Source organism: Pseudomonadota bacterium (genome assembly GCA_039033415.1).
In the GTDB taxonomy this organism is placed as follows: Bacteria; Pseudomonadota; Gammaproteobacteria; order Xanthomonadales; family SZUA-38; genus JANQOZ01.
Window position 1 is genome coordinate 20,779 of sequence record JBCCCR010000012.1, and the last position, 19,545, is coordinate 40,323.

Annotated in this window: 17 protein-coding genes; 8 read left to right on the top strand and 9 right to left on the bottom strand. The window is 58.4% G+C overall.

Annotated elements, in window-relative coordinates:
* Positions 1-1,143 carry an acyl-CoA dehydrogenase family protein gene (locus AAF358_11400; GenBank protein MEM7706153.1) on the bottom strand — a complete coding sequence of 381 codons (1,143 nt, stop codon included), beginning with the start codon at positions 1,141-1,143 and terminating at the stop codon, positions 1-3.
* A 92-nt stretch (positions 1,144-1,235) separates the two neighbouring features.
* Here AAF358_11400 and AAF358_11405 point away from each other — a divergent pair, with 92 nt between their 5' ends.
* From AAF358_11405 to AAF358_11430, 6 genes are all read left to right on the top strand, one after another.
* Entirely contained in the window at positions 1,236-3,035 is a 1,800-nt protein-coding gene (locus AAF358_11405; protein MEM7706154.1) for an acyclic terpene utilization AtuA family protein, read from the top strand.
* Positions 3,036-4,658, top strand: a complete 1,623-nt coding sequence (locus AAF358_11410) for a carboxyl transferase domain-containing protein (GenBank protein ID MEM7706155.1) — start codon at positions 3,036-3,038, stop codon at positions 4,656-4,658. It begins immediately after the preceding gene.
* A gap of 34 nt (positions 4,659-4,692) precedes the next feature.
* Positions 4,693-6,684: an acetyl-CoA carboxylase biotin carboxylase subunit gene (locus AAF358_11415; GenBank protein ID MEM7706156.1), complete on the top strand. Its 1,992-nt coding sequence runs from the start codon at positions 4,693-4,695 to the stop codon at positions 6,682-6,684.
* 18 nt (positions 6,685-6,702) lie between these two features.
* A complete protein-coding gene (locus AAF358_11420) occupies positions 6,703-7,839 on the top strand; it encodes a nitronate monooxygenase (protein ID MEM7706157.1) in 1,137 nt (378 codons plus the stop codon).
* A 2-nt stretch (positions 7,840-7,841) separates the two neighbouring features.
* Positions 7,842-8,639 (top strand): TIGR03084 family metal-binding protein, encoded by a 798-nt coding sequence (locus tag AAF358_11425; GenBank protein MEM7706158.1) that lies wholly within the window; start codon positions 7,842-7,844, stop codon positions 8,637-8,639.
* A gap of 96 nt (positions 8,640-8,735) precedes the next feature.
* Positions 8,736-10,190: a choice-of-anchor Q domain-containing protein gene (locus AAF358_11430; GenBank protein MEM7706159.1), complete on the top strand. Its 1,455-nt coding sequence runs from the start codon at positions 8,736-8,738 to the stop codon at positions 10,188-10,190.
* 93 nt (positions 10,191-10,283) lie between these two features.
* Here the strand turns inward: AAF358_11430 and AAF358_11435 are convergent, their stop codons facing one another.
* Complete coding sequence (locus AAF358_11435) at positions 10,284-11,606, bottom strand: hypothetical protein (GenBank protein MEM7706160.1); 1,323 nt, start codon at positions 11,604-11,606, stop codon at positions 10,284-10,286.
* A gap of 213 nt (positions 11,607-11,819) precedes the next feature.
* Here AAF358_11435 and AAF358_11440 point away from each other — a divergent pair, with 213 nt between their 5' ends.
* A complete protein-coding gene (locus AAF358_11440; protein MEM7706161.1) occupies positions 11,820-12,740 on the top strand; it encodes a hypothetical protein in 921 nt (306 codons plus the stop codon).
* Here the strand turns inward: AAF358_11440 and AAF358_11445 are convergent.
* The 3 genes from AAF358_11445 to AAF358_11455 all read right to left on the bottom strand — a co-directional run bounded on the left by AAF358_11445 (position 12,730) and on the right by AAF358_11455 (position 14,907).
* Entirely contained in the window at positions 12,730-13,227 is a 498-nt protein-coding gene (locus AAF358_11445; protein ID MEM7706162.1) for a hypothetical protein, read from the bottom strand. The genes AAF358_11440 and AAF358_11445 overlap by 11 nt on opposite strands.
* On the bottom strand, positions 13,220-13,981 hold the full coding sequence (locus AAF358_11450; GenBank protein ID MEM7706163.1) for a class I SAM-dependent methyltransferase: 762 nt from the start codon (positions 13,979-13,981) through the stop codon (positions 13,220-13,222). Before AAF358_11450 ends, AAF358_11445 begins: the two co-directional genes overlap by 8 nt.
* 62 nt (positions 13,982-14,043) lie before the next feature.
* Positions 14,044-14,907, bottom strand: a complete 864-nt coding sequence (locus tag AAF358_11455) for a hypothetical protein (protein MEM7706164.1) — start codon at positions 14,905-14,907, stop codon at positions 14,044-14,046.
* Positions 14,908-15,232: 325 nt separating this feature from the next.
* Here AAF358_11455 and AAF358_11460 point away from each other — a divergent pair, with 325 nt between their 5' ends.
* On the top strand, positions 15,233-16,138 hold the full coding sequence (locus AAF358_11460; protein ID MEM7706165.1) for a class I SAM-dependent methyltransferase: 906 nt from the start codon (positions 15,233-15,235) through the stop codon (positions 16,136-16,138).
* A gap of 43 nt (positions 16,139-16,181) precedes the next feature.
* Here the strand turns inward: AAF358_11460 and AAF358_11465 are convergent, their stop codons facing one another.
* The 4 genes from AAF358_11465 to AAF358_11480 all read right to left on the bottom strand — a co-directional run bounded on the left by AAF358_11465 (position 16,182) and on the right by AAF358_11480 (position 19,448).
* Positions 16,182-17,003: a class I SAM-dependent methyltransferase gene (locus AAF358_11465; protein ID MEM7706166.1), complete on the bottom strand. Its 822-nt coding sequence runs from the start codon at positions 17,001-17,003 to the stop codon at positions 16,182-16,184.
* Complete coding sequence (locus tag AAF358_11470; GenBank protein ID MEM7706167.1) at positions 17,000-17,530, bottom strand: OsmC family protein; 531 nt, start codon at positions 17,528-17,530, stop codon at positions 17,000-17,002. Before AAF358_11470 ends, AAF358_11465 begins: the two co-directional genes overlap by 4 nt.
* 20 nt (positions 17,531-17,550) lie before the next feature.
* On the bottom strand, positions 17,551-18,801 hold the full coding sequence (locus AAF358_11475; protein ID MEM7706168.1) for an NAD(P)/FAD-dependent oxidoreductase: 1,251 nt from the start codon (positions 18,799-18,801) through the stop codon (positions 17,551-17,553).
* Positions 18,802-18,878: 77 nt separating this feature from the next.
* Positions 18,879-19,448, bottom strand: a complete 570-nt coding sequence (locus tag AAF358_11480; protein MEM7706169.1) for an OsmC family protein — start codon at positions 19,446-19,448, stop codon at positions 18,879-18,881.
* Positions 19,449-19,545 lie beyond the last annotated feature (97 nt).

The following is a 19,545-nucleotide window of genomic DNA, read 5'->3' on the forward strand; positions in this document are numbered from 1 at the left end:
CTAGAGCCCCATCTGCCGGGCCGCGAGATCACGCATGATCTCTTCGGAGCCGCCGCCAATCGCCATGACCTTCACCTCACGGTAAAGCCGTTCAACGGGATTGCCGCGGAGGTACCCGGCGCCTCCTAAAATCTGCATGGCCTCGCTGGCGCAAAACTCCAAGGCCTTAGTCGAGAAGAACTTGGCTTTGCAGATTTCGGCGATTGGCAGGTCACCTTCATTTACCGCCCAGCAGATGTGCTGGATGTAGGACTCAACGACGTCAGCCCTCGCGGACATCTCTGATAGCTTGTGGCGAATGACCTGATGTTCGATCAGGTGTTTGCCGAAGGTTTTCCGTTCGCGAGCCCACGCCAGCGATTCGTCGATCAGCACTTTCATCATGCCGAGCGCCTGCGCCGCCATGAACAGTCGCTCCATGTTGAAGTTATTCATGATGGCGATGAAACCGCGGTTTTCGTCTCCGAGCAGACTCTCCGCCGGCACGCGACAGTTGTCGAAATAGAGCGTCGCCTGGTCTGAGCACCACCAGCCCATTTTCTTACCCATTTCAGTGCGACTGAAGCCAGGTGTCTCAACATTCACCAAAAATAGTGAGATGCCCGTCAGCCCTTCGCCTCCGGTTCGGGCAGCAACCACGAAATGATCGGAGTTCATGCCGCCGGTGATGAAAGTCTTGCTGCCGTTGATGACGTACTCCCCGCCGTCGCGCTGAGCCGAGGTCTGAATGTTCGCGACGTCGGAGCCTCCGGAGGGTTCGGTGATCGCCAGCGAGGAGCCAACGTGGCCCGAAACGATGTCTGGGAGAAGCTGTTGCTTCACCGATTCGGAGGCCAGCGTGTGGATCGGGCCAATCGAGATAACGCGTCCACCAAGCGCGGCACCGACACCGGTAGCGCCACATTTGGCGATTTCCTCCGCCCAGGCGGCTCGCATGAACGCATCGTCAAAGCCCAGACCACCGTAAGTCTCGTCAACGGCAAAGCCAAAGACGCCGAGGGCGCCGATCTTCTGGTGAAGCTCCCAGGGAATTGCACCGGCCTCTTCCCATTGATCCACAAAGGGCGTGATTTCCTGCGCCACAAAGCGCCACACGGTGTCGCGAAATGCCGCTCGCTCCTCGGTTTCGAATGGATTTTTCACGGTTTCTGTCTGACCCTGTCACAAAATGAGGTTGACTCATTTATTATGAGTTGTTCTCATAGTGTACCGAGACGAGAGCCTTCACGCCAACGATGACCAGCAAAATAATTCGCATTGGCGGTGCCACCGGCTTCTGGGGAGAGTCGGTTCTCGCCATGGATGATTTGCTTAAACACGGCGATCTCGACTACCTGGTTTTCGATTTCCTGGCGGAGATCACCATGTCCATCATGGCCCGCGCGCGGATGGCCAACGCCGATGCAGGCTACGCCCTTGATTTTGTCTCAACCTTTATCGAGCCGAGGCTGGAAGAGATTGCCAAACGAGGCGTCAAGGTCATCGCCAACGCGGGTGGCGTGAACGCTACGGCCTGCGGAGCCGCGCTTCGCGATGCGGTCGCCCAGCACGGTCTGAATCTCAAGGTGGCGGTGGTGACCGGTGATGATCTTTCTCACCGCGTGGACGAGCTCGCCGGCCAAAAGGTTACCGAGATGTTTTCTGGCGAACGGTTCCCGGCGCCGGACAAGATTGCGAGCAGCAATGCCTATCTTGGGGCATATCCGATTGCGCAGGCGCTGGCTTCCGGGGCGGACATCGTGGTCACCGGGCGAGTGGTGGACAGTGCGGTCACGCTCGGGGCGTGTATCCACGAGTTTGACCTGAATCCTGACGATCTTTCTGCTCTCGCCGGTGCGAGCCTCGCAGGACATATCTTGGAATGTACGGCGCAGGCGACCGGCGGCAACTTTACCGACTGGGAGCTGGTCGCTGACAACTATGAAAGCGTTGGCCATCCGATCGCCGAGGTGTCGGCAGACGGGTCCTTCATTTGCACCAAGCCGCCGGGGACCGGCGGCATCGTCACGCCGCACACGGTGGGTGAGCAGATGCTCTACGAAATCGGGGACCCGCAGGCGTACATCCTGCCCGACGTGGTCTGTGACTTCTCCTCGGTGACCCTCGAGCAGGTTGGGCCCAACCGAGTGCTGGTCAAGGGAGCAGAAGGCGCTCCCGCGCCTGATACGTACAAAGTGAGCGCAACCTTTGCTGACGGGTATCGGGGCGGGCAGGTAGTTTTCTTCTACGGCGCCGAAGCCGATCGTAAGGCCCGCCGATTCGCCGAGGCGACTATCGCTCGAACCAATCGCCGTCTGCGAGAGCTTGGCCTCGTCGACCTTACGGAAACCTGTGTGGAGATCATCGGCGACGAAAGTCACTACGGAGCGCGGCGTCAGGTAAGCGGGTCGCGGGAGGTGGCGCTCAAAATTGCGGCGAAGCATCCGACCTCAAAGGGCATCAGCGTCATGCTCAAGGAGCTTATCGGTTTGGCGCTAGCCTCGCCGCCAGGGCTTTCCATGTTCGCTGGCGGGCGGCCCAAGCCCACACCTGTTGTTCGCCTGTTTTCCTTTTTGATCGCTAAGGACGAGGTCCCTGTTGCCATCGAGGTGGAGGGACAAACGTTCGACGCTGATCAGATCACTGGCCAGGCCTTCGACGCTGGCAACATCCAGCGACCCTCGCCGCCGAATCCACCGGCAAATCCCAGTGTCGAGATGAGACAGGTGCCGCTGATCAAGCTGGCGGTCGGGCGCAGCGGTGACAAAGGCAACAACGCCAATATCGGCATCCTGGCCCGCAGGCCAGAGTATTTGCCTCATATTTGGGGTTCGCTGACAGAACAGGTTGTCAGAGACGGGTTTGCCCATTTCATCGAGGGCCCGGTTGAGCGATTTCTCCTGCCCGGAAGCCACTCCATCAATTTCCTTTTGCATGACGTGCTCGGCGGTGGCGGCGTGGCCAGTCTGCGCAATGACCCCCAGGGGAAGGGTTATGCGCAGCTGCTGCTCGACTTTCCGATTGCGGTGCCGGCAGCCATGGCGGAGGCGCTTTAGATGCCTGGATTTCAATCAAAGATTGACGTGACGGCCGACTCGTTCGCTGAGAACCGTGCGGACATGGTCCAGCTGGTTAAGCAGCTGCGCGGCCTGGAAGCACGAGCTGCGAGCCTGTCGGAAAAACGCCGGCCACGTTTTGAGCAGCGCGGCCAGCTCACGCCTCGCGAACGGCTGTCACGGCTACTGGATCCCGGCATGCCCTTTCTTGAGCTCTACAACCTTGCCAACTATCTGGTAGAGGATTCCAACCGAGAAACCAGCATTCCCGGCGCCAATATGTTGGTCGGCATCGGGTTTGTCAGCGGCGTTCGTTCGATGATTCTGGTCGACGATAGCGGCATTAACGCGGGCGCCATGACGCCGCGCAGCGTCAACAAGGCGGTGGGGGCACTGGGACTATCTCGAAAGCTGAACCTGCCTTTTGTGCACCTCGTGGAAAGCGCGGGCGCCAACCTGATGCAGTACGAGGTTGAGCTTTGGGCCTACGGCGGTGCCATGTTTCACGGCCTGGCCAAGCTGAGCGCCGCGGGTATCCCCACCGTCACCGTACTGCATGGCCCTTCCACCGCGGGCGGGGCGTACCAGCCTGGGATGAGCGATTACGTGATCGGTGTTCGGAAAAACGGCATGGCGGCCCTCGCCGGTGCGGCGCTGACGCGCGCTGCAACAGGAGAGATTGCTGACGAGGCTGAGCTCGGCGGTGCTGAGATGCATGCCACCGTGTCTGGGCTGGTCGAATATCTTGCTGATGACGACGCGCAGGGCATCCTCATGGCCCGAGACGTGATGCGGCGGCTGGCCTGGAATGAGCGCTGTGCAGCAGCAACGCCAAGACGCTTTTCAGAGCCACGCTACAGCACTGACGAGATCGCTGGGGTGGTGCCCGTGGATTACCGAACGCCTTACGACGTGCGCGAGGTGATGGCCCGCATCGTCGACGATTCCGATCTCCTGGATTTCAAACCCGGCTACGGGGCAGCGACCGTTTGCACCCAGGCCAGCATTCACGGACATGCCTGCGGTCTGATCGGTAACAACGGGCCGATCGACCCGAGCGGGGCAACCAAGGCCGCTCAGTTTATGCAGCTTTGCGATCAGTCCGATGTGCCGCTGGTTTTTCTCAACAATACAACCGGCTATATGGTCGGCACAAAATACGAACAGGGCGGCATGATCAAACACGGCTCAAAAATGATTCAGGCCGTGTCCAACGTTCGAGTGCCAAAACTGACGCTCTATATTGGCGCCAGCTTCGGCGCCGGCAACTACGGCATGTGCGGTTTTTCGTATGAGCCCGACTTTCTGTTTTCCTGGCCCAACGCGATGACCGGCGTCATGGGTGGTGAGCAGGCGGCGTTGACCATGGAACAGGTGGCCCGGGTGTCAGCTGAGCGTCGCGGCCACCCCGTCGACGAGGAAAAGCTCGTAAAACAGCGAGCCGCCATAACGGCTCATTTCGACAACCAGTCCGACGCGTTCTATACATCGGGGCGGGTGCTTGACCATGGCGTCATCGATCCGCGCGATACGCGTCGGGTGCTGGGGTTTGCGCTAGAAACCTGCTGGGAGGCACGCCACCGGAAGCTGCAGCCAAACAGCTTCGGCGTTGCGCGTTTGTAGAGCTATGACGCATTTACCCAACGGCAGGAACCCGATGACCATTGACTGTGTGCTCATCGCCAATCGAGGCGAAATTGCGTGTCGAGTGATTCGTACCGTCAAAGCCTTGGGTATGCGGGCCATCGCCGTCTATTCAGACGCGGACGCCAACGCGCCGCACGTGATGCTGGCGGATGACGCCGTCGGAATCGGGCCACCGGCAGCGCAAGATTCTTATCTCAACATCGAGAAAATCCTGGAGGCCGCGCAACAATCCGACGCAAACGCTGTGCATCCGGGCTATGGTTTTCTGTCCGAAAACGACTCGTTTGCTCAAGCCTGCGAGCAAGCCGGCCTCGTCTTCATTGGCCCAACGCCCGAGGCGATTGCGTTGATGGGCAACAAAGCCGCGGCCAAGCGCCACATGATCTCCGCCGGTGTTCCCTGTGTGCCAGGTTACGAAGGCGAGGATCAGTCGGACGAGGCTCTGATGACCGCAGCGGACGAGATTGGCTATCCGATTATGGTCAAAGCGGCTGCCGGTGGCGGCGGGCGAGGGATGCGGCTGGTTCACCGGTCCGAAGATCTCGTCGCTGAACTCGAACTGGCGAGGTTCGAGGCGGCTAGTGCGTTTGGGTCGGATGAGCTGATTTTGGAAAAGGCCATCCTGAGGCCGCGGCATGTCGAGATACAGGTTTTTGCAGATACGCAGGGCAACGTCATCCATCTTGGGGAACGCGACTGTTCGGTGCAGCGCCGACACCAGAAAGTCGTGGAAGAATCGCCCTGTCCGGTGCTGACCGACGGACTTCGCGAAAAAATGGGCGCAGCGGCCGTGGAAGCTGCTCGAAGCATCAGCTACCGCGGTGCCGGTACCGTCGAGTTTCTGCTCGACGATACCCATCAGTTTTATTTTCTGGAGATGAACACGCGCCTGCAGGTGGAGCACCCGGTCACCGAACTGGTCACGGGGCTAGACCTGGTGGCGCTTCAGCTTAAGGTCGCCAGCGGCGAACCGCTGGGCATTGAGCAGGCTGATGTGCAGCTAAGTGGTCACGCCATCGAGGTGCGGCTCTGCGCTGAGGACGTCGCCAAAGGTTTTCAGCCCAGCGCCGGCCGGATTGACCTTTGGTGCCCGGCAGCGGCGGACTGCGTGCGAATCGATGCGGGAATCGAAACCGGCCAGGAGGTATCCCCCTTCTACGATTCGATGCTCGCCAAGGTGATTACCTGGGGTGAAACACGAGAATCAGCTCGGCGACGCCTGATTGCAGCGATGACAGATACGGGGTTCTTTGGCCCTGCGAGCAATCGGGATTTTCTGATCGATGTGCTGGAGACTGAAGCCTTTATTCAAGGCGAAGCCACCACCGCGCTGATCGAAGAATCCTTTGATGTCGAAACGCTGGGTCAAACTCCGGCCTCCTTCGAACACGCGGCGGCGGCAGCGGTCCTGGCCCATCGTGACGCGCGCGAAACTGCGCACCGTCAATCGGTGATCGTCTCAGCACCTCTGCTGAACTGGAGCAGTGGCGGCACGCTGCGCACATCCTATTTGTTCGACTGCGAGGGTATTTCGTTCGAGCTGGATGTTCATCCGACCGGCATTAATGGCTACCGCATTTCCGGCGACGATGAGTGCCATATCGAAGTGATTTCCTTCGAACCGCCAAACGCGCAGCTCAGCATCAACGGCCGCCGCGTCGATGTGCTGTTCGTCCAGAAAAGCCGTGGCGAGCTGGCGGTGGCCCTGGGCCGTCATCAGGCCGATTTTCAGAATCGTCTGGCGGATTTCGGTGCCAACGACGAAACGGACACCGGCGGCCGCGTGACTGCACCCATGCATGGCCTGCTGCAGGACGTCTTGGTGAAAGAAGGAGATCGCGTCGAGAAAGGATCACCATTGTTTGTCTTGGAGGCGATGAAGATGCAGCATCGTGTCCTGGCTGACGTGCCGGGAACGGTCGAACGGGTTTGTTATGCGCCTGGGGATCAGGTCGATGCTGGCGCTTTGCTCCTTGAGATCATCCCGGTCGAGAGTAGCTGAGGGGATACGGGAGGACGCATGAAGTCGGAGCTATGCACTAAGCTGGGAATCGAATTTCCGCTGTTTGCCTTCAGCCACTGCCGCGATGTTGTGGCGGAGGTCACGCGGGCCGGCGGTATGGGGGTCTTTGGTGTGGTCACCCTGCCGCCGGAACAGCTGGAGCAAGAACTACAGTGGATCGATGACCGCGTCGACGGCAAACCCTATGGCGTAGACCTGCTTGTGCCCAATAATTTTGAAGGCAAATCAGACGCTCTGGATGAGCGACAGCTGCTGGCAGGCCTTCCCGAGGAACACCTTGCTTTTGCCTCACAGCTTTTAAAACAGCACGACATTGACCCAAGCACCATGGACGAAGACAGGCGTTCCCATCTGCGCTTTGCTAGAAATCTTCAGGATTTTGGCGCAGCCGAGATGCTCGATGTGGCGTTGTCTCATCCGGTCGGCTTGATCGCCAACGCGTTGGGTGTCCCGCCGCCAATCATGCTGGAAAAAGCCAGGGAGAAAGGCGTGCCGGTTGCTGCGCTGGTTGGCGCGCCGAAACACGCGGTTCGTCAGGCACAGGCTGGGGTCGACATTCTGGTGGCTGCTGGCGGGGAAGCCGGCGGGCATTGCGGCGACGTGTCCACGCTGGTGCTCGTACCCGAAATCATCGAGGCGGTGAAACCGTTTGGCAACGTGCCGGTGTTGGCCGCCGGAGGGATTGTGACGGGTCGACAGATGGCCGGCTGTATGGCCATGGGGGCTGCCGGTGCGTGGTGCGGCTCGGTGTGGTTGACGACAACCGAAGCGGAAACAACGCCCGCCATGAGAGAAAAGATGCTGCGGGCTTCATCCCGCGACACCGTCCGATCCCGAAGCCGAACCGGCAAGTTTTCGCGGCAGCTCCGGTCTACCTGGACCGACGCCTGGGAGGAGTCCGGCCCGAAGCCGCTACCCATGCCGCTGCAGTCTCTGGTCGCCGAGCCCGCGCTTGCGCAGATCGACAAGCTGTCGCAGGGTGGCCACGCGGGCGCCGAAGACCTAGCGACCTATTGGGTGGGGCAGGGCGTCGGGTTGATGAATGAACTTAAGTCCGTACGTACGCTGATGCAGGAGTTTCAGGAAGACTTTCTAGAGGCATGCGAGCGCCTCCAAACGGTCCTGGGAGACTAAGGGTGTTTCAGGAAGCGACCGACTTTCGTGAGGAGAGTGAGGCCCTCTACGTCATATTGAAGGACCTCGATGACAACGCGCTTAGGACGCCCACGCTGTTTAAAGGCTGGACGTTTGACGACGTACTGGGCCATCTCCACTTCTGGAACCGTGCAGCAGTGATGTCGGTGGAAGATGAAGCCACACTCGTGGCGCTCTTAGGTCGCGCTGCCTCGGAGATTCCCACGGGAGGCCTGCGGGGGTTTGAAGACCAACAGCTTGATCACATACATGGCAAGGAATTGCGCGAAGCGTGGCGTGATGGATTTCTGGCCACGGCCGAACGGCTTGGCTCCGCCGACCCAAAGAAGCGGGTGAAATGGGCCGGCCCGCCGATGAGCGTCCGGTCTAGCGTAACGGCGAGGCTGATGGAAACCTGGGCGCATGGTCAGGCTATCTATGACGCTCTCGGTCTGATGCGTGAAGACACCGACCGCATCAAAGGCATTGCGTTCTTGGGTATCAACACCTTCGTATGGACCTTCGCCAACCGCGGGCTTGAGGTTCCGAATCCCCCTCCCCTGGTTAGGCTTGAAGCGCCAAGTGGCAAGATCTGGGAGTGGAACGGGCCAAACGATGTTGACAGTATTACCGGCAGCGCGGCCGAGTTTTGCCAAGTCGTCACACAAACTCGGAACATCGCCGATACTCAATTACTTCTAGTTGGCGAGACAGCAAAACGATGGATGGAAATCGCGCAGTGTTTCGCCGGACCGCCGACGGCCCCGCCGAGGCGTGGTGACCGTTTCGTTTCACGCTGATGTAAGTCGGGAGCCGAACACCTGCAGGTGTTCAGCTTAGCGGTAGCTCTCGATCTGATGCGCAAGCGTTGTGTCCGCGGTAGAATCTTGAGGTAAATGCGTTGTCAGCAAAGCTATATCGACGTGTGCCCGCTCACTGAGCATACGTCCCCTATTCCGGCCCGGCTCGGTTTTTTCTTCGCTGCTCTCCTACTCCTCGTTACGGTCCGCGCTACGGCCGTATCGATTCTGGTCACTACAACCATCGACGAGATTTCCGTCAACGGGCAGTGTAGCCTTCGCGAGGCCGTCCAGGCTGCTAACTCTGACCTTCCTGTAGATGTTTGCGCCGCCGGAAATGGGGCAGACCTAATCTTGCTCGGCTCGGGTACCTACACCCTTGAAATCGTTGGTCGGGAAGAGGACGAAAATCTGACTGGTGATCTGGATTTAACCGCGTCATTGACCATGGTCGGTACGGGGCAGGACCAAACGATCATCGACGGTGGCTCCCTGGATCGAGTTATCAATGTGGATCCAGGGAGCATCGGCGTCTCGGTATCCATCGAAGGCTTAACGATTCGTGGCGGTGACGCAGAAAGGAACACCGGTTTACGAGAGGACTTCGGAGGGGGAATTCGAAACCATGGTGAGTTGACGCTCCGCGACGTCACGCTGCGAAACAATATTGCCTTCTCAGGGGGCGCAATCGAGAATCGCGGTGTGCTAACGCTGCAACGGACGGTGCTGGTTGAGAATATCGCCACCTGGGATGGCGGCGGGGTATTCATTGCACCAGGCGCTACCACAACTATTGAAGACTCTAGAATTCTCCGTAATAGCGCGGTCTCAAGCTTTGGTGGGGGCATTGGCAACCAAGGCACTTTGGCCCTATACCGATCCGAATTATCTGACAACAACGCCCTGGCCGAAGGCGGTGGTTTATTCTCAGATAGCATGCTGCAGGTGGAGTCGAGTTTGGTGGCCAGTAATGGCTCAGACATTGGTGGCGGGATCTTCATTCAAAGCGGCACGTCAACGCTGACGAACGTCACGATCAGCGGCAACGAATCTCGGATCCTTGGCAATGGTGGTGGACTTGCCGCCTCTGGGACCGGCACGCCAAACGTAACGCTGCTACATGTCACGATCACCGATAATTTCCCGGACGGAATTTTTGTTGACGGCAGTGGCGTATCCAGTACGGTCGCAAACACCATTATTGCCGGTAATCAGGTTGCCGACTGTGTCAGTATTGAGAATAGCCTTATGTCCGAAGGGCACAACCTGGACAGCGATGGCAGCTGCGTCACCGATGGAATCAATGGCGATCTAACTCGCGCCGATCCTGGACTTGGACCTTTGGCTAGCAATGAAGGGCCGCTATCGACGCACGCGCTCGTCGATGGCAGTCCCGCGATTGATTCTGGCAACAACGATCGTTGTGCCGCCAGCGATCAGCGCGGCATCGAACGTCCGCTCGACGGTGACGGCGACGGCCAAATTTCTTGTGATATCGGGGCCTTCGAGGTCAGTCGAGATCTAATCCTTGCTGATGGCTTCGAGGACTGAGGCCCTAGTTCAATTTTTTGGCCGTAAACAGACTTCGATACCCCGCAGCTGAATTAAAGAGGGCGTAAAACCTCAGACAGAGACTCGACACGTTCAGTCGTCGAATTCGAAGCCGTCGCTGAACAACCCCGGTAGCTTGAGAAAGCGACCGCGGATGCTGAGAGGGTCGCTGTCGCCGACAAACGAATGCCAGACGATCATGAGACGACCGTCCCTGTCGCTGGAAACTGCCGGGTAGCGTTGGAAATTGTTGGTTGTATCGTTGACGCGAAACTCGTCGCCGACAAAGGTGCCTTCCTTCAGAATTCGCCGAGCCCAGATCTCACGATCATTGCCAGTGGGCGCCGGGCTTTCCCACACCACAAGAAACCCGCCTCGCCCGTCGGCAGCAACATCCAGGTTCTCCTGGCTGCCAGTCGTATTTTGGTTGACGCTCAGCTCGTCCGTCAGCGGTGTGCCGTCTTCGGCATAGATTCGTGCCCTCACGTCCGGTACGCGAGTGTCTCGGTCGGACGGGAATGACGAGAAATCGTTTTCCCAGGCGATCAAAAAAACGCCGTCGGTGTCTGCGCCGACCGCTGCGTTGTGCTGACTGTGCGGTTCCGTCTGATTAACCTGCTGCTCGCCACCTAAGGGCGTGCCGTCTGCGGCGTACCGTTGGAAGACCACGGCCCGCCAATCGGCGTCTACGTCTCGGCTTTCCCAGACCGCTACGAAGCCATCCGACAGGCCGGACATCTTTACTTCGTTCTGCCAGGACTGCGAGGTGGTATTGATTCGGAACTCTGGCCCCGGCTGCCCTGAGGTGTCGTAGATCCGGCCATAGATCTCACCGGCCAAGACGCTAGGCTGCTGGCCGTCGTTCCGGGGTTGCTCATCACTTTCCCAGGCCACCATAAGATTTCCAGCTGCGTCGAAGGCGGAAAACGGGTCGGATTGGTCGTTCTGAGTGTAGATGTTGACTCGGAACTCGTCGCCGACCGGTGTTGCGTCTCGGTTGAGCCTCTGTCCGTAAACGCCGAAGTCGCTGCCGTCCTGATCGCGACTCCGCCAGAAGACCACAAAAGATCCGTCGGGCGCGACGGCTACGGTCGGCTGGCTCTGCACGCTGGCCGTCTCGGTATTGACGATGACCTCGGGGCCTAGCGGGTCTCCGCTAGCGTCATAAAGCTGGGCGGCAACGGCGTGCTGATCGCCGTCTTGCCCGATGCTCTCCCAGGCGACGAGCACCCGACCGCTACGGGCCATCGCGAGCCGGGGAAACCCCTGGTTCTCTGGAAAGTAGCTGTTGACCCGAAACTCGCCGCTGTCGAAAACTATTCCGCTGTTCCCGAGCGTCGTTTGAGCAACCGAAGACAGTGCTGTAGACAAGCCGGCAATCAGCGTAAGCATCAGCCCGCGAATAGGTGGCGTCATCGTCCCTGAAGTCCCTGTAGAGCACGGAAAAGCGCTTGAATTCCCTTCAACTTACTGTTTTCTAAGTCTTGTGGCTGTGACTAGCCGCACGAATCCAGTGCGTGGTGCCGTCCGAGGTTTGCAGGTTTTGGTTTGCTGGGGTGTTTCTTTCGTCGGATGTTGGGAAGTACGCCTGCTGCTAGCATGAAGACGATGAGAGCCATTCATACATTCATGATTGCGCCGCTCCTCTTCGCAGGGCTGGTGCCGTCGCTTGGAGCCGAGGAAGGGAATCTCATGCCGAGCGTCTTTGATTACGATCGGGTGCTAGTTACGCCGACTTTGATGAACGGCGATTCGCTACGGTTTTATACCGATTCTGGCGGTGGCTTTAATGCCATCAAACGGTCTGTGGCCGACAAGCTTGGTGCTGCCTCTGCCAGCGAAGTTATCGACCTACCGAGTTTCGTCGATGGCTCGTCGATTCCAGCCAATCCGATCTTCAAAAACGGCCAGCTTCAGGTGGTCGAAGACGATGTCCTTAGCCAGCACTACGACGGCTTTCTTGGCGGTCGGTGGTTTGGCAATCGTATCTGGGAATTCGACTACGAAACAAAACGGCTGATATTGCACGACAAGTTGCCGATCGCTGTTACTGAGCCAATGGCGGGGTTGTCGCTCGGTTTCCAGGTTGGGGAGGATCGCCTTCGAACCATGCACTTTCCGAGGCTGCCGGTTTCGATAGACGGCAAAGAAATCCAGGTGCTGTTTGATACAGGCGCCACGGCCACGCTTACGGACAGCTCGGCGGACTATTTTGATCGAGCAGCGGGGGACGGCATCGGCATAAGCTTTATGTGCCAGGAGGTTTTTGATCAATGGCGATCAGATCACCCGGACTGGCCTTACCTTGAACGCGCGGACGCGGTGGGTCGAGGTAAGCTCCCCATGATTCAGGTGGCTGAAGTGGAAATGGCGGGTCTGGTCAGCGGACCGGTGTGGTTCGCGAAGCGTCCCAACTCAGCCTTCAAACGTTACATGACGCAATTCATGGACCAAGAGGTCTGCGGCGCGATCGGCGGATCAGCTCTCAAGTATTTTCATCTCGTGATCGACTACCCCGCGGCGAATCTTTGGCTGCGTCTTACTGATTAGACGATCCATGCTCCGAGTTTCGCAGCGGCACAATGAAGGCAATAATTAAGCCGCTGATTAGCGCAATTGACCAGGCCTCAGCGCTCATGAGCAACACGACGTCTGCCGGGTTTCCCACCACAAAGTTCATCACCGGCATTCGAATGAGTGAGTGGTCCAGCCCAAGAAGTAAGATTCCGTAGCTGAGGCCTTTCAAGAATGGGTTCCGGCCCGGCAGCAGATGACCGGCCCAATAGTAAATCAGTACCTTAAATGCATAGGGGATTAGTGCGGTCACGAAAGCGATTGCCACGATTGGTAATGGCAATGGCTCGGAAACGAGGGAGTCCAGCCGGCCGGCCTGGGCAGCGCGCTGAATATAGTCCTGTAAAACGCCCTCGCCATAAATCACGTGGATCGAAAAACCAACAGCCGTTGCGACTAGTGTCGCCAGGCTCGCGCGAATCAGGAAGCTTCGCCTCGATTGCTGGTGATCCAGGTTACTCATCGTCGAGCTGTGGACGGCGTGCGACAACCGCCCGTACGCGAGTATGGCTACGGTGCGAAGAATCAGCGAGACAGTGCAGAAACCGTTCGGTGAATCCCCGCGATGTCATGGATTGAAGGCGCGGCATACGCGATAGCCGCCTACGCCAGGCATTAAGCACTTGATCACTCGCTGGACCGTCGAAACAGAGTTCCAGGTCATCGAGGTCGGCTGACCAGGTTATGGAAAGGCCTGATCCAACGATCCAGTCGTCGAGGCGGTGTGCGGCGTCGAACCAGTACCTTCCTGACAAGCGTGCGTCGTCGACAAATCCCGCGATCGCTTCTCGGTCCGATATCCCGAGCGGCTCATGGTTCAGGAGATCAGCCATCTCTACAACGGCGATCCATCCGCCCGGCGAGAGACTCTGACGAACGCGAGTCAGCCAGGCAACGGGGTCTTCGACATAGGCGATTGCAAACGATGACCAGATTCCGTCGATTTGCCGACCGGATGAGAGGTCCAAATCGCCAAAATTGGCGCACATCCAGTTGACGCCACCCGGGTCGAGACGGGCCTCCTGGACGAGATCTGCGTCCCCATCAACAGCGGTAACCTCCGCGCCTTGTTGAGATAAGGACCGGGCAACGAACCCTGAACCTGCGCCCAGGTCCAGGATCCGTTTTCCCTCAATAGCCCCAAGACGGCGAAAGACACGGTCGAACGAGCGCCAACTCCGTTGAGCTTCATACTGTTGGTACAGACTCGTTTTCATTGGTGCTGCCTCCTGGTTGACCTTCTTATGGTCGCCTGGGCCACATCGACCCAAGCCTAGCGCTAATCGTTGCAGTTATCGGCAGAGTCCACCGGAAAAATCGGAAAAACTCCGCGCAGACCGTTCGTAAACTCGTAACTTGCCGTGCCTGAGTCGCAAGTCTCCAGCTCAACGATGAGCGTCCCCACGCTGCCCGGTGGTGATGGAAGCACGGGCTCAGGTGAATCGAAGGCCCCTCCACGAACACTCGCAAGATCGAGCTCAGCCCTCGAGCCCACAATTGGGCCAAAAGCTGTCATCCAATGGGGATCCGGCTCCCCAAGCGGCCCGTCCTCAAGGGTAAACGTAAACCAACCGACAAACAGTGCGCTGCCGCCGTTGACGACATCAAAAAACAGACCCTGCCCCGGCGTTTCGGGATTGAACCAAGCACCCTCAGAGACCGAGTGAATTCCGAACTTCGGTGGCTGGCTCAGCTCGGCGGATACCGTGTAGTTCCAAAAGCAGATACTGCCCCGCGTGTTGGCGATCCACGCCTCGACATCGTCTTCGACCAGTTGTGGATTACCGTCGCAGAGTTCGATCGCAAAATCGCCGAAGCCCTCCACCTCGTCCACATGCCAGCTCCATAGTGGCTGGTCGGGATCTAGCTGATTGCGGTTGAAGCCATCTGTGTCTGCGGCGATCTTCGCCGAGATGATCGAGCCGCCCGCTGCCGGGCCGAGATCAATAAGCTGTCTCGCATGATCGATATGCGAGGGGTCTTTTAGTGGTAGGAGGTAGGACAGCTGCCGATTGCCCTGAATAGGTGAGACGACAAACCAGGTCGCATCCTCGGATTGTGTGGCACGAGACTGAAGGGCCGCGCCGAGCAATATCGGGATCATCGCGATATGGATGACGAATCGAATCTGACTGCGTTGCATGAGTTGACTCCATGAATTGGCTGAACAATGGGTGACGCTTTTTTTGCGTCGATCGAAACCGAACTGCGTCACTCGTAGCGTTCATACGAGACGCGGCAAAAAAGTTGATCATCACCTCGAAGAATCATCACAAGCTGAATCGCCAAACTACGGCTTAAGGGCTGATCAGCTTTTCGTCGGAAATCCGTATGGGTCTGATGTACAGATGCTGAGAGAGCATGATGCTCAAATGTTTAACCCTCCGGGCAGGTCGACGCCCGATTGTCCGGAGAAGCCACGTCGGCTTCGCTGGCTGTTCATCCATGGTTAATGCTCGGTACGTAGCATGACCAGCATGTTGAATTGGCACCCAAAATCGGGGATCAAAAAGGCGATTGTGAAAGCCGGAGGGATCCGAGATGAGGTATTGACGGCGCACCCCAACGGGCATTTCTACTCCCCCGTTGTGAATCCCTCGAGCCTTTCTGGAGATCTCTGGAGTGACCGTAGCGGCGTTGCTGGAATCGACTTTTGCTCCGACCGGCATCGCCTGCTGCTCAGCGATTGGTTTCCAAGACATCTTCCCCATTTTGACTATCCCTTTGATGAGCCTGAGGACCCGTCGCGTTACTTTGTCGGTAACTCACAGTTTTCCTGGCTGGACGCAAGGACGCTATTCGTGTTCCTGCGGGAGCTCAGACCCAAAAGGATGGTTGAGGTGGGTTCCGGGTTCTCGTCGCTGCTCTCCGCAGATGTGAATCATCGCTTCCTGAACGATGAGATGGATTTGACCTGCATCGAGCCCTTTCCGCGTCCATTTCTAACGACAGCAATTGCGGGGCTTAATCGGGTGGTGACGGAAAAGGTTGAAAACGTTGATCTGACGCTGTTCGGCCAGTTGGAAAGCGGCGACATCCTGTTCATCGACTCGTCCCATGTCGCGAAGACGGGAAGCGACGTCAACCATCTCTTTTTTGAAGTGATACCCCGATTGTCTGCCGGTGTCTTTTTCCACATTCACGATATCTTTTTGCCCGGTGAGTACCCAAGAGAATGGGTGGTGAACGAAAACAGAAGCTGGAATGAGCAGTATCTTCTGCAGGCGTTCCTGATGTTCAATCAAAGCTTCGAGGTGTTTTTCGGCTGCAGCTATGCCCACCGGTCGTTCCCGGATCTGGTCGGAGCTGCGCTCGGACTGGGCGGCCAGTCTTTTGGTGGCGGGAGCATGTGGATCAGGCGAACCAGTACTTAGCCGGAACAGCCTTAGTCATCGGCAAGATCTGGACCGTCGCTGGCTAGGGCTTAACGCCTCGGCAGATCACATACTCACCAGGAATGGAGAAACCCTCAGCGATCCGGTAGGGACTAATTGACCTTAGGTAGGCGATCCGTACGCGCCGCTTAGTTGCCGACTCAAATCGACTGTAGGCAAGTGCAACCGGCCCGCCCAACAGCGCAGCATCCGCAGCGCTTCTGGCGTCCTTATAGGGCAGGGTGCATTGAATTCGGCGCTGTCGAACGCCTGAAAAACCTGCCTCCATCATTTGCCCGGCCAAGGTGTCCTCAGCCCCGAGCTGAAAGAACATCGGGCAAACCGTGGACTGGACCTCAGCATCGACTATGGGAAATATCTCGGCCCATCCGCAGTTGCGGCGATCTCCCCACACGGCAAAAACCGCTCGACCGCCCGGTCTTAAAGCGCGAAATGCTTCGCGAATTGCGTTGAGCGGATTCGGGCAATACATCAGACCCAGGGCGCAGGTCACGAGGTCAAACGTCTCGTTTCCTATCGCGGTCAAGGATTCGGCGTCTGCGCGAAAGGCCTCGACCTGAAGGTGATAGTCCTCTTGAGCAACCCGGCGTACGGCGGCCACCATCCTGTCGGACAGGTCCGTGGCCACAACCCGGCCATCCGGTCCAACAGCGTCCGCAATCGGAAACGTCACCATACCTGTCCCACACGCGATGTCGATTACCGATTCACCGAGTCGGGGCTCAGCAAGCCGCAGGAGTTCTTGATGCGCCGGCGCAAGCGGCTTTTCCCAGCCCGCTTCATAGAACGGGGCGGCTTTGTCCCATCCATAGCGCTGAATACGTCGTTGAAAACGTTCGTTCATCGAGCTGTCTCTTGGGTCAAAATTACTTTCACACAGGTTTCGATAGGAGTTCGACACCGGACCGCATCCAGCATCGGGCTAAGCGTCAGAGACTGTTGAACCACCGCTTTGACCGCATCGGGCGTCTCGCAGGAGTAGACGCTGATTTGGAGCCGGCCGGCCTCAAAGCCTGGCGCAGCGCTCGCGCATACCCCGAGCTGGCCGCGGGCGTCGACATCGGTCTCGAATCGAACCTGAACCTGTTCAACTTCAACTTCCGCTCGAATCGCAAAGCTCCTGATGCCAATCGCCACGCAGCTCGCCATCGCGGCACGCAGCAAACAGGAGGGGGATGGACCTTGATCGGTTCCGCCCATCCCTGGCGGCACGTCGGCAATCAGGTCATGGTGCTTTTCCCGAATCAAACACTCCATACTGCCGTTCAACGTCGCCGTTGCGTAATAGGTTCGCTGCCCAAAGGCCGGCCTTTCCGCAACCAGCCGGGCTGCGCGATCCAGCGCGGTTTTGGTGTCCTTAAGGTTTTGCATGACGTCACTCCGCGATTGGTTCAGGCGACCTGCGTTCTGGAGTCGTTCAAATAGCCCACCAGATGAGCCGCCAGCGCCTTTGCATCATCTGCGGCTCCGTCGATCAGGCTGGATTTCCGGGTGCGCATAAAGGGCAGCCCGAGCACGTACACACCCGGCGCGCCGACCACGCCGCCGTCATGCATCAGCCGTCCGCGAGCATCAAACACCGGCAGATCTAAAAACGAATAGTCCGGCTTCAACCCGGTGGCCCAGAGAATTGAGTCGATGCCGGCCGCTTTCAGGTCGAGAACCAGCTCAGGGTTGTCGGGCACCAGCGTCGGATTCGGAAAAGCACCGCCCAGGGATCGACTCTGCGGCAACGACTCGTCGATCCACGCGTCCAAGGTTCGGAGCAGACGCTGCATCTTTAGGTCTGCCAGGCGGCAGACGTTATGGAGGTTGCCAGAGAACAAGGCCCTGCCCCCGCGAAAAGCCGTCAAGCGTCCGACAATTTTTACTCCAAGCTTCTGCAGCCGATTCAGGTCGACGCTACGACCGGTAGTGCTGCCGACCAGCTGAAACGACGGCAGCGTTCGGACACGCGACAGGTCGTCAACGTCCGCGATGCTGTGATCAAAATAGCCGGCGGCATTCATGAGCCAAAGGATGTCATGCCCTCGGTAACGGCGAGGGACCCGGACATGTTCTCCCACCGACAGAAAAACGTTGCGGCCTGCCAGGGCAAGCTCCTCAGCAAGCTGCACGCCGCTCGCTGAGGCGCCGACAATCAAAACCGAAGCGCCGACGATGTCGCAAGGACGCTTGTAGTCAGGGATAGCCAAAGACTGCAGGCAAGACGGCCGGTCGGCCGCAACCTCGGGCAGTGCAGGGAGCGTCATTGCCCCATTGGCCAGCACCAGGCATAGGCACTCCCAGTCGCCGCGATCGGTCTGGACTCGATAGCCATTTCGAAGACGTTTGACCGAGAGCACCGTCGTCAGAGTCTCAATCGGGGCGCCGGTCTTCCTAGCATAGTCGTCGAAGAATCTGATGGTCTCGATCAATGTGCGGAAACCGTGGGGATCTGTCCCATGGTACTCATGACCCGGCAGTCGGCTTTGCCAGTTGGGCGTCAAAAGCCGGAGCGAGTTCCATCGTTCGGTGCGCCAGGTGTTTGCCACACGGCCGCGCTCCAAAATGACATGCTCGACAGATTGCCTAGCCAGACTGTGACTCATGGCCAAGCCGGACTGACCGGCGCCAATGATGATCGTGGTGACTCTTTTCATGGTTGTAAATCCCTGGCAGCGAACCTTGGGACGTCCCCAGCTCTGGCGGCTGGGGACGTCGATTTGGCCGCTGGCGATCAGGAATGAACCGTCACAAAAACGTTTGTGGGATTCGTGATGATGTCGAACACGGCCGACCGCTTTTGGGACTGGGCGACCAACGCTTCGATGTCCTCAGTGCTGGCCTCGGCGTCGATGTTGTAGGTGACTCGAATGGCGTTAAATCCGTTACGTACCTTGGGGTCGATGCCGAGAATTCCGTGAAGGTTCATGTCGCCTTCAACCACCGCCTCAACCGAGCGCAGTTCGATGGCGCGGTTTTCCGCTACGGAGGCAATTCCGGCGGACAAGCATCCGGCAAGGCCGGCCAAGACCAGCTCCACGGGGGTCGGCGCTGCGTCGGGAGCAGCAAATACTTCCGGGTGATCGGAATCGACGATAAACGTCTTGCTGCGGCTCTGTGGCTCACCGAGACCAAAAAACTGGTCGATCTCCATGCGGGTATGCACGCCGTTGAGCCACTGACTACGTGCCGCAAAGCGAAAGTTCGCCGCGTCCGGCGCGGCCTCTAGAGCTTCGCGAGCCTCCAAGATTGCGGCGACGTTGACGCCATTGAGCTGTGTGTCAGAGGAAATTTGTTCACTCATTATGTTTCTCCTTTTCATGTGCATGTGGCGCAGCCGACGACTGCCCTCGGCGGGGCGATCGCGCTGCTAGATAGAGGTTTGCTTGTGAGGCGCCGAA

Bases quoted from the DNA above. Each gene is read 5' to 3' on its own strand.
- AAF358_11405 (MEM7706154.1), top strand. From the start codon at position 1,236: ATGACCAGCAAAATAATTCGCATTGGCGGTGCCACCGGCTTCTGGGGA.
- AAF358_11410 (MEM7706155.1), top strand. From the start codon at position 3,036: ATGCCTGGATTTCAATCAAAGATTGACGTGACGGCCGACTCGTTCGCT.
- AAF358_11415 (MEM7706156.1), top strand. From the start codon at position 4,693: ATGACCATTGACTGTGTGCTCATCGCCAATCGAGGCGAAATTGCGTGT.
- AAF358_11420 (MEM7706157.1), top strand. From the start codon at position 6,703: ATGAAGTCGGAGCTATGCACTAAGCTGGGAATCGAATTTCCGCTGTTT.
- AAF358_11430 (MEM7706159.1), top strand. From the start codon at position 8,736: ATGCGTTGTCAGCAAAGCTATATCGACGTGTGCCCGCTCACTGAGCAT.
- AAF358_11435 (MEM7706160.1), bottom strand. From the start codon at position 11,606: ATGACGCCACCTATTCGCGGGCTGATGCTTACGCTGATTGCCGGCTTG.
- AAF358_11440 (MEM7706161.1), top strand. From the start codon at position 11,820: ATGATTGCGCCGCTCCTCTTCGCAGGGCTGGTGCCGTCGCTTGGAGCC.
- AAF358_11445 (MEM7706162.1), bottom strand. From the start codon at position 13,227: ATGAGTAACCTGGATCACCAGCAATCGAGGCGAAGCTTCCTGATTCGC.
- AAF358_11450 (MEM7706163.1), bottom strand. From the start codon at position 13,981: ATGAAAACGAGTCTGTACCAACAGTATGAAGCTCAACGGAGTTGGCGC.
- AAF358_11455 (MEM7706164.1), bottom strand. From the start codon at position 14,907: ATGCAACGCAGTCAGATTCGATTCGTCATCCATATCGCGATGATCCCG.
- AAF358_11460 (MEM7706165.1), top strand. From the start codon at position 15,233: ATGACCAGCATGTTGAATTGGCACCCAAAATCGGGGATCAAAAAGGCG.
- AAF358_11465 (MEM7706166.1), bottom strand. From the start codon at position 17,003: ATGAACGAACGTTTTCAACGACGTATTCAGCGCTATGGATGGGACAAA.
- AAF358_11470 (MEM7706167.1), bottom strand. From the start codon at position 17,530: ATGCAAAACCTTAAGGACACCAAAACCGCGCTGGATCGCGCAGCCCGG.
- AAF358_11475 (MEM7706168.1), bottom strand. From the start codon at position 18,801: ATGAAAAGAGTCACCACGATCATCATTGGCGCCGGTCAGTCCGGCTTG.
- AAF358_11480 (MEM7706169.1), bottom strand. From the start codon at position 19,448: ATGAGTGAACAAATTTCCTCTGACACACAGCTCAATGGCGTCAACGTC.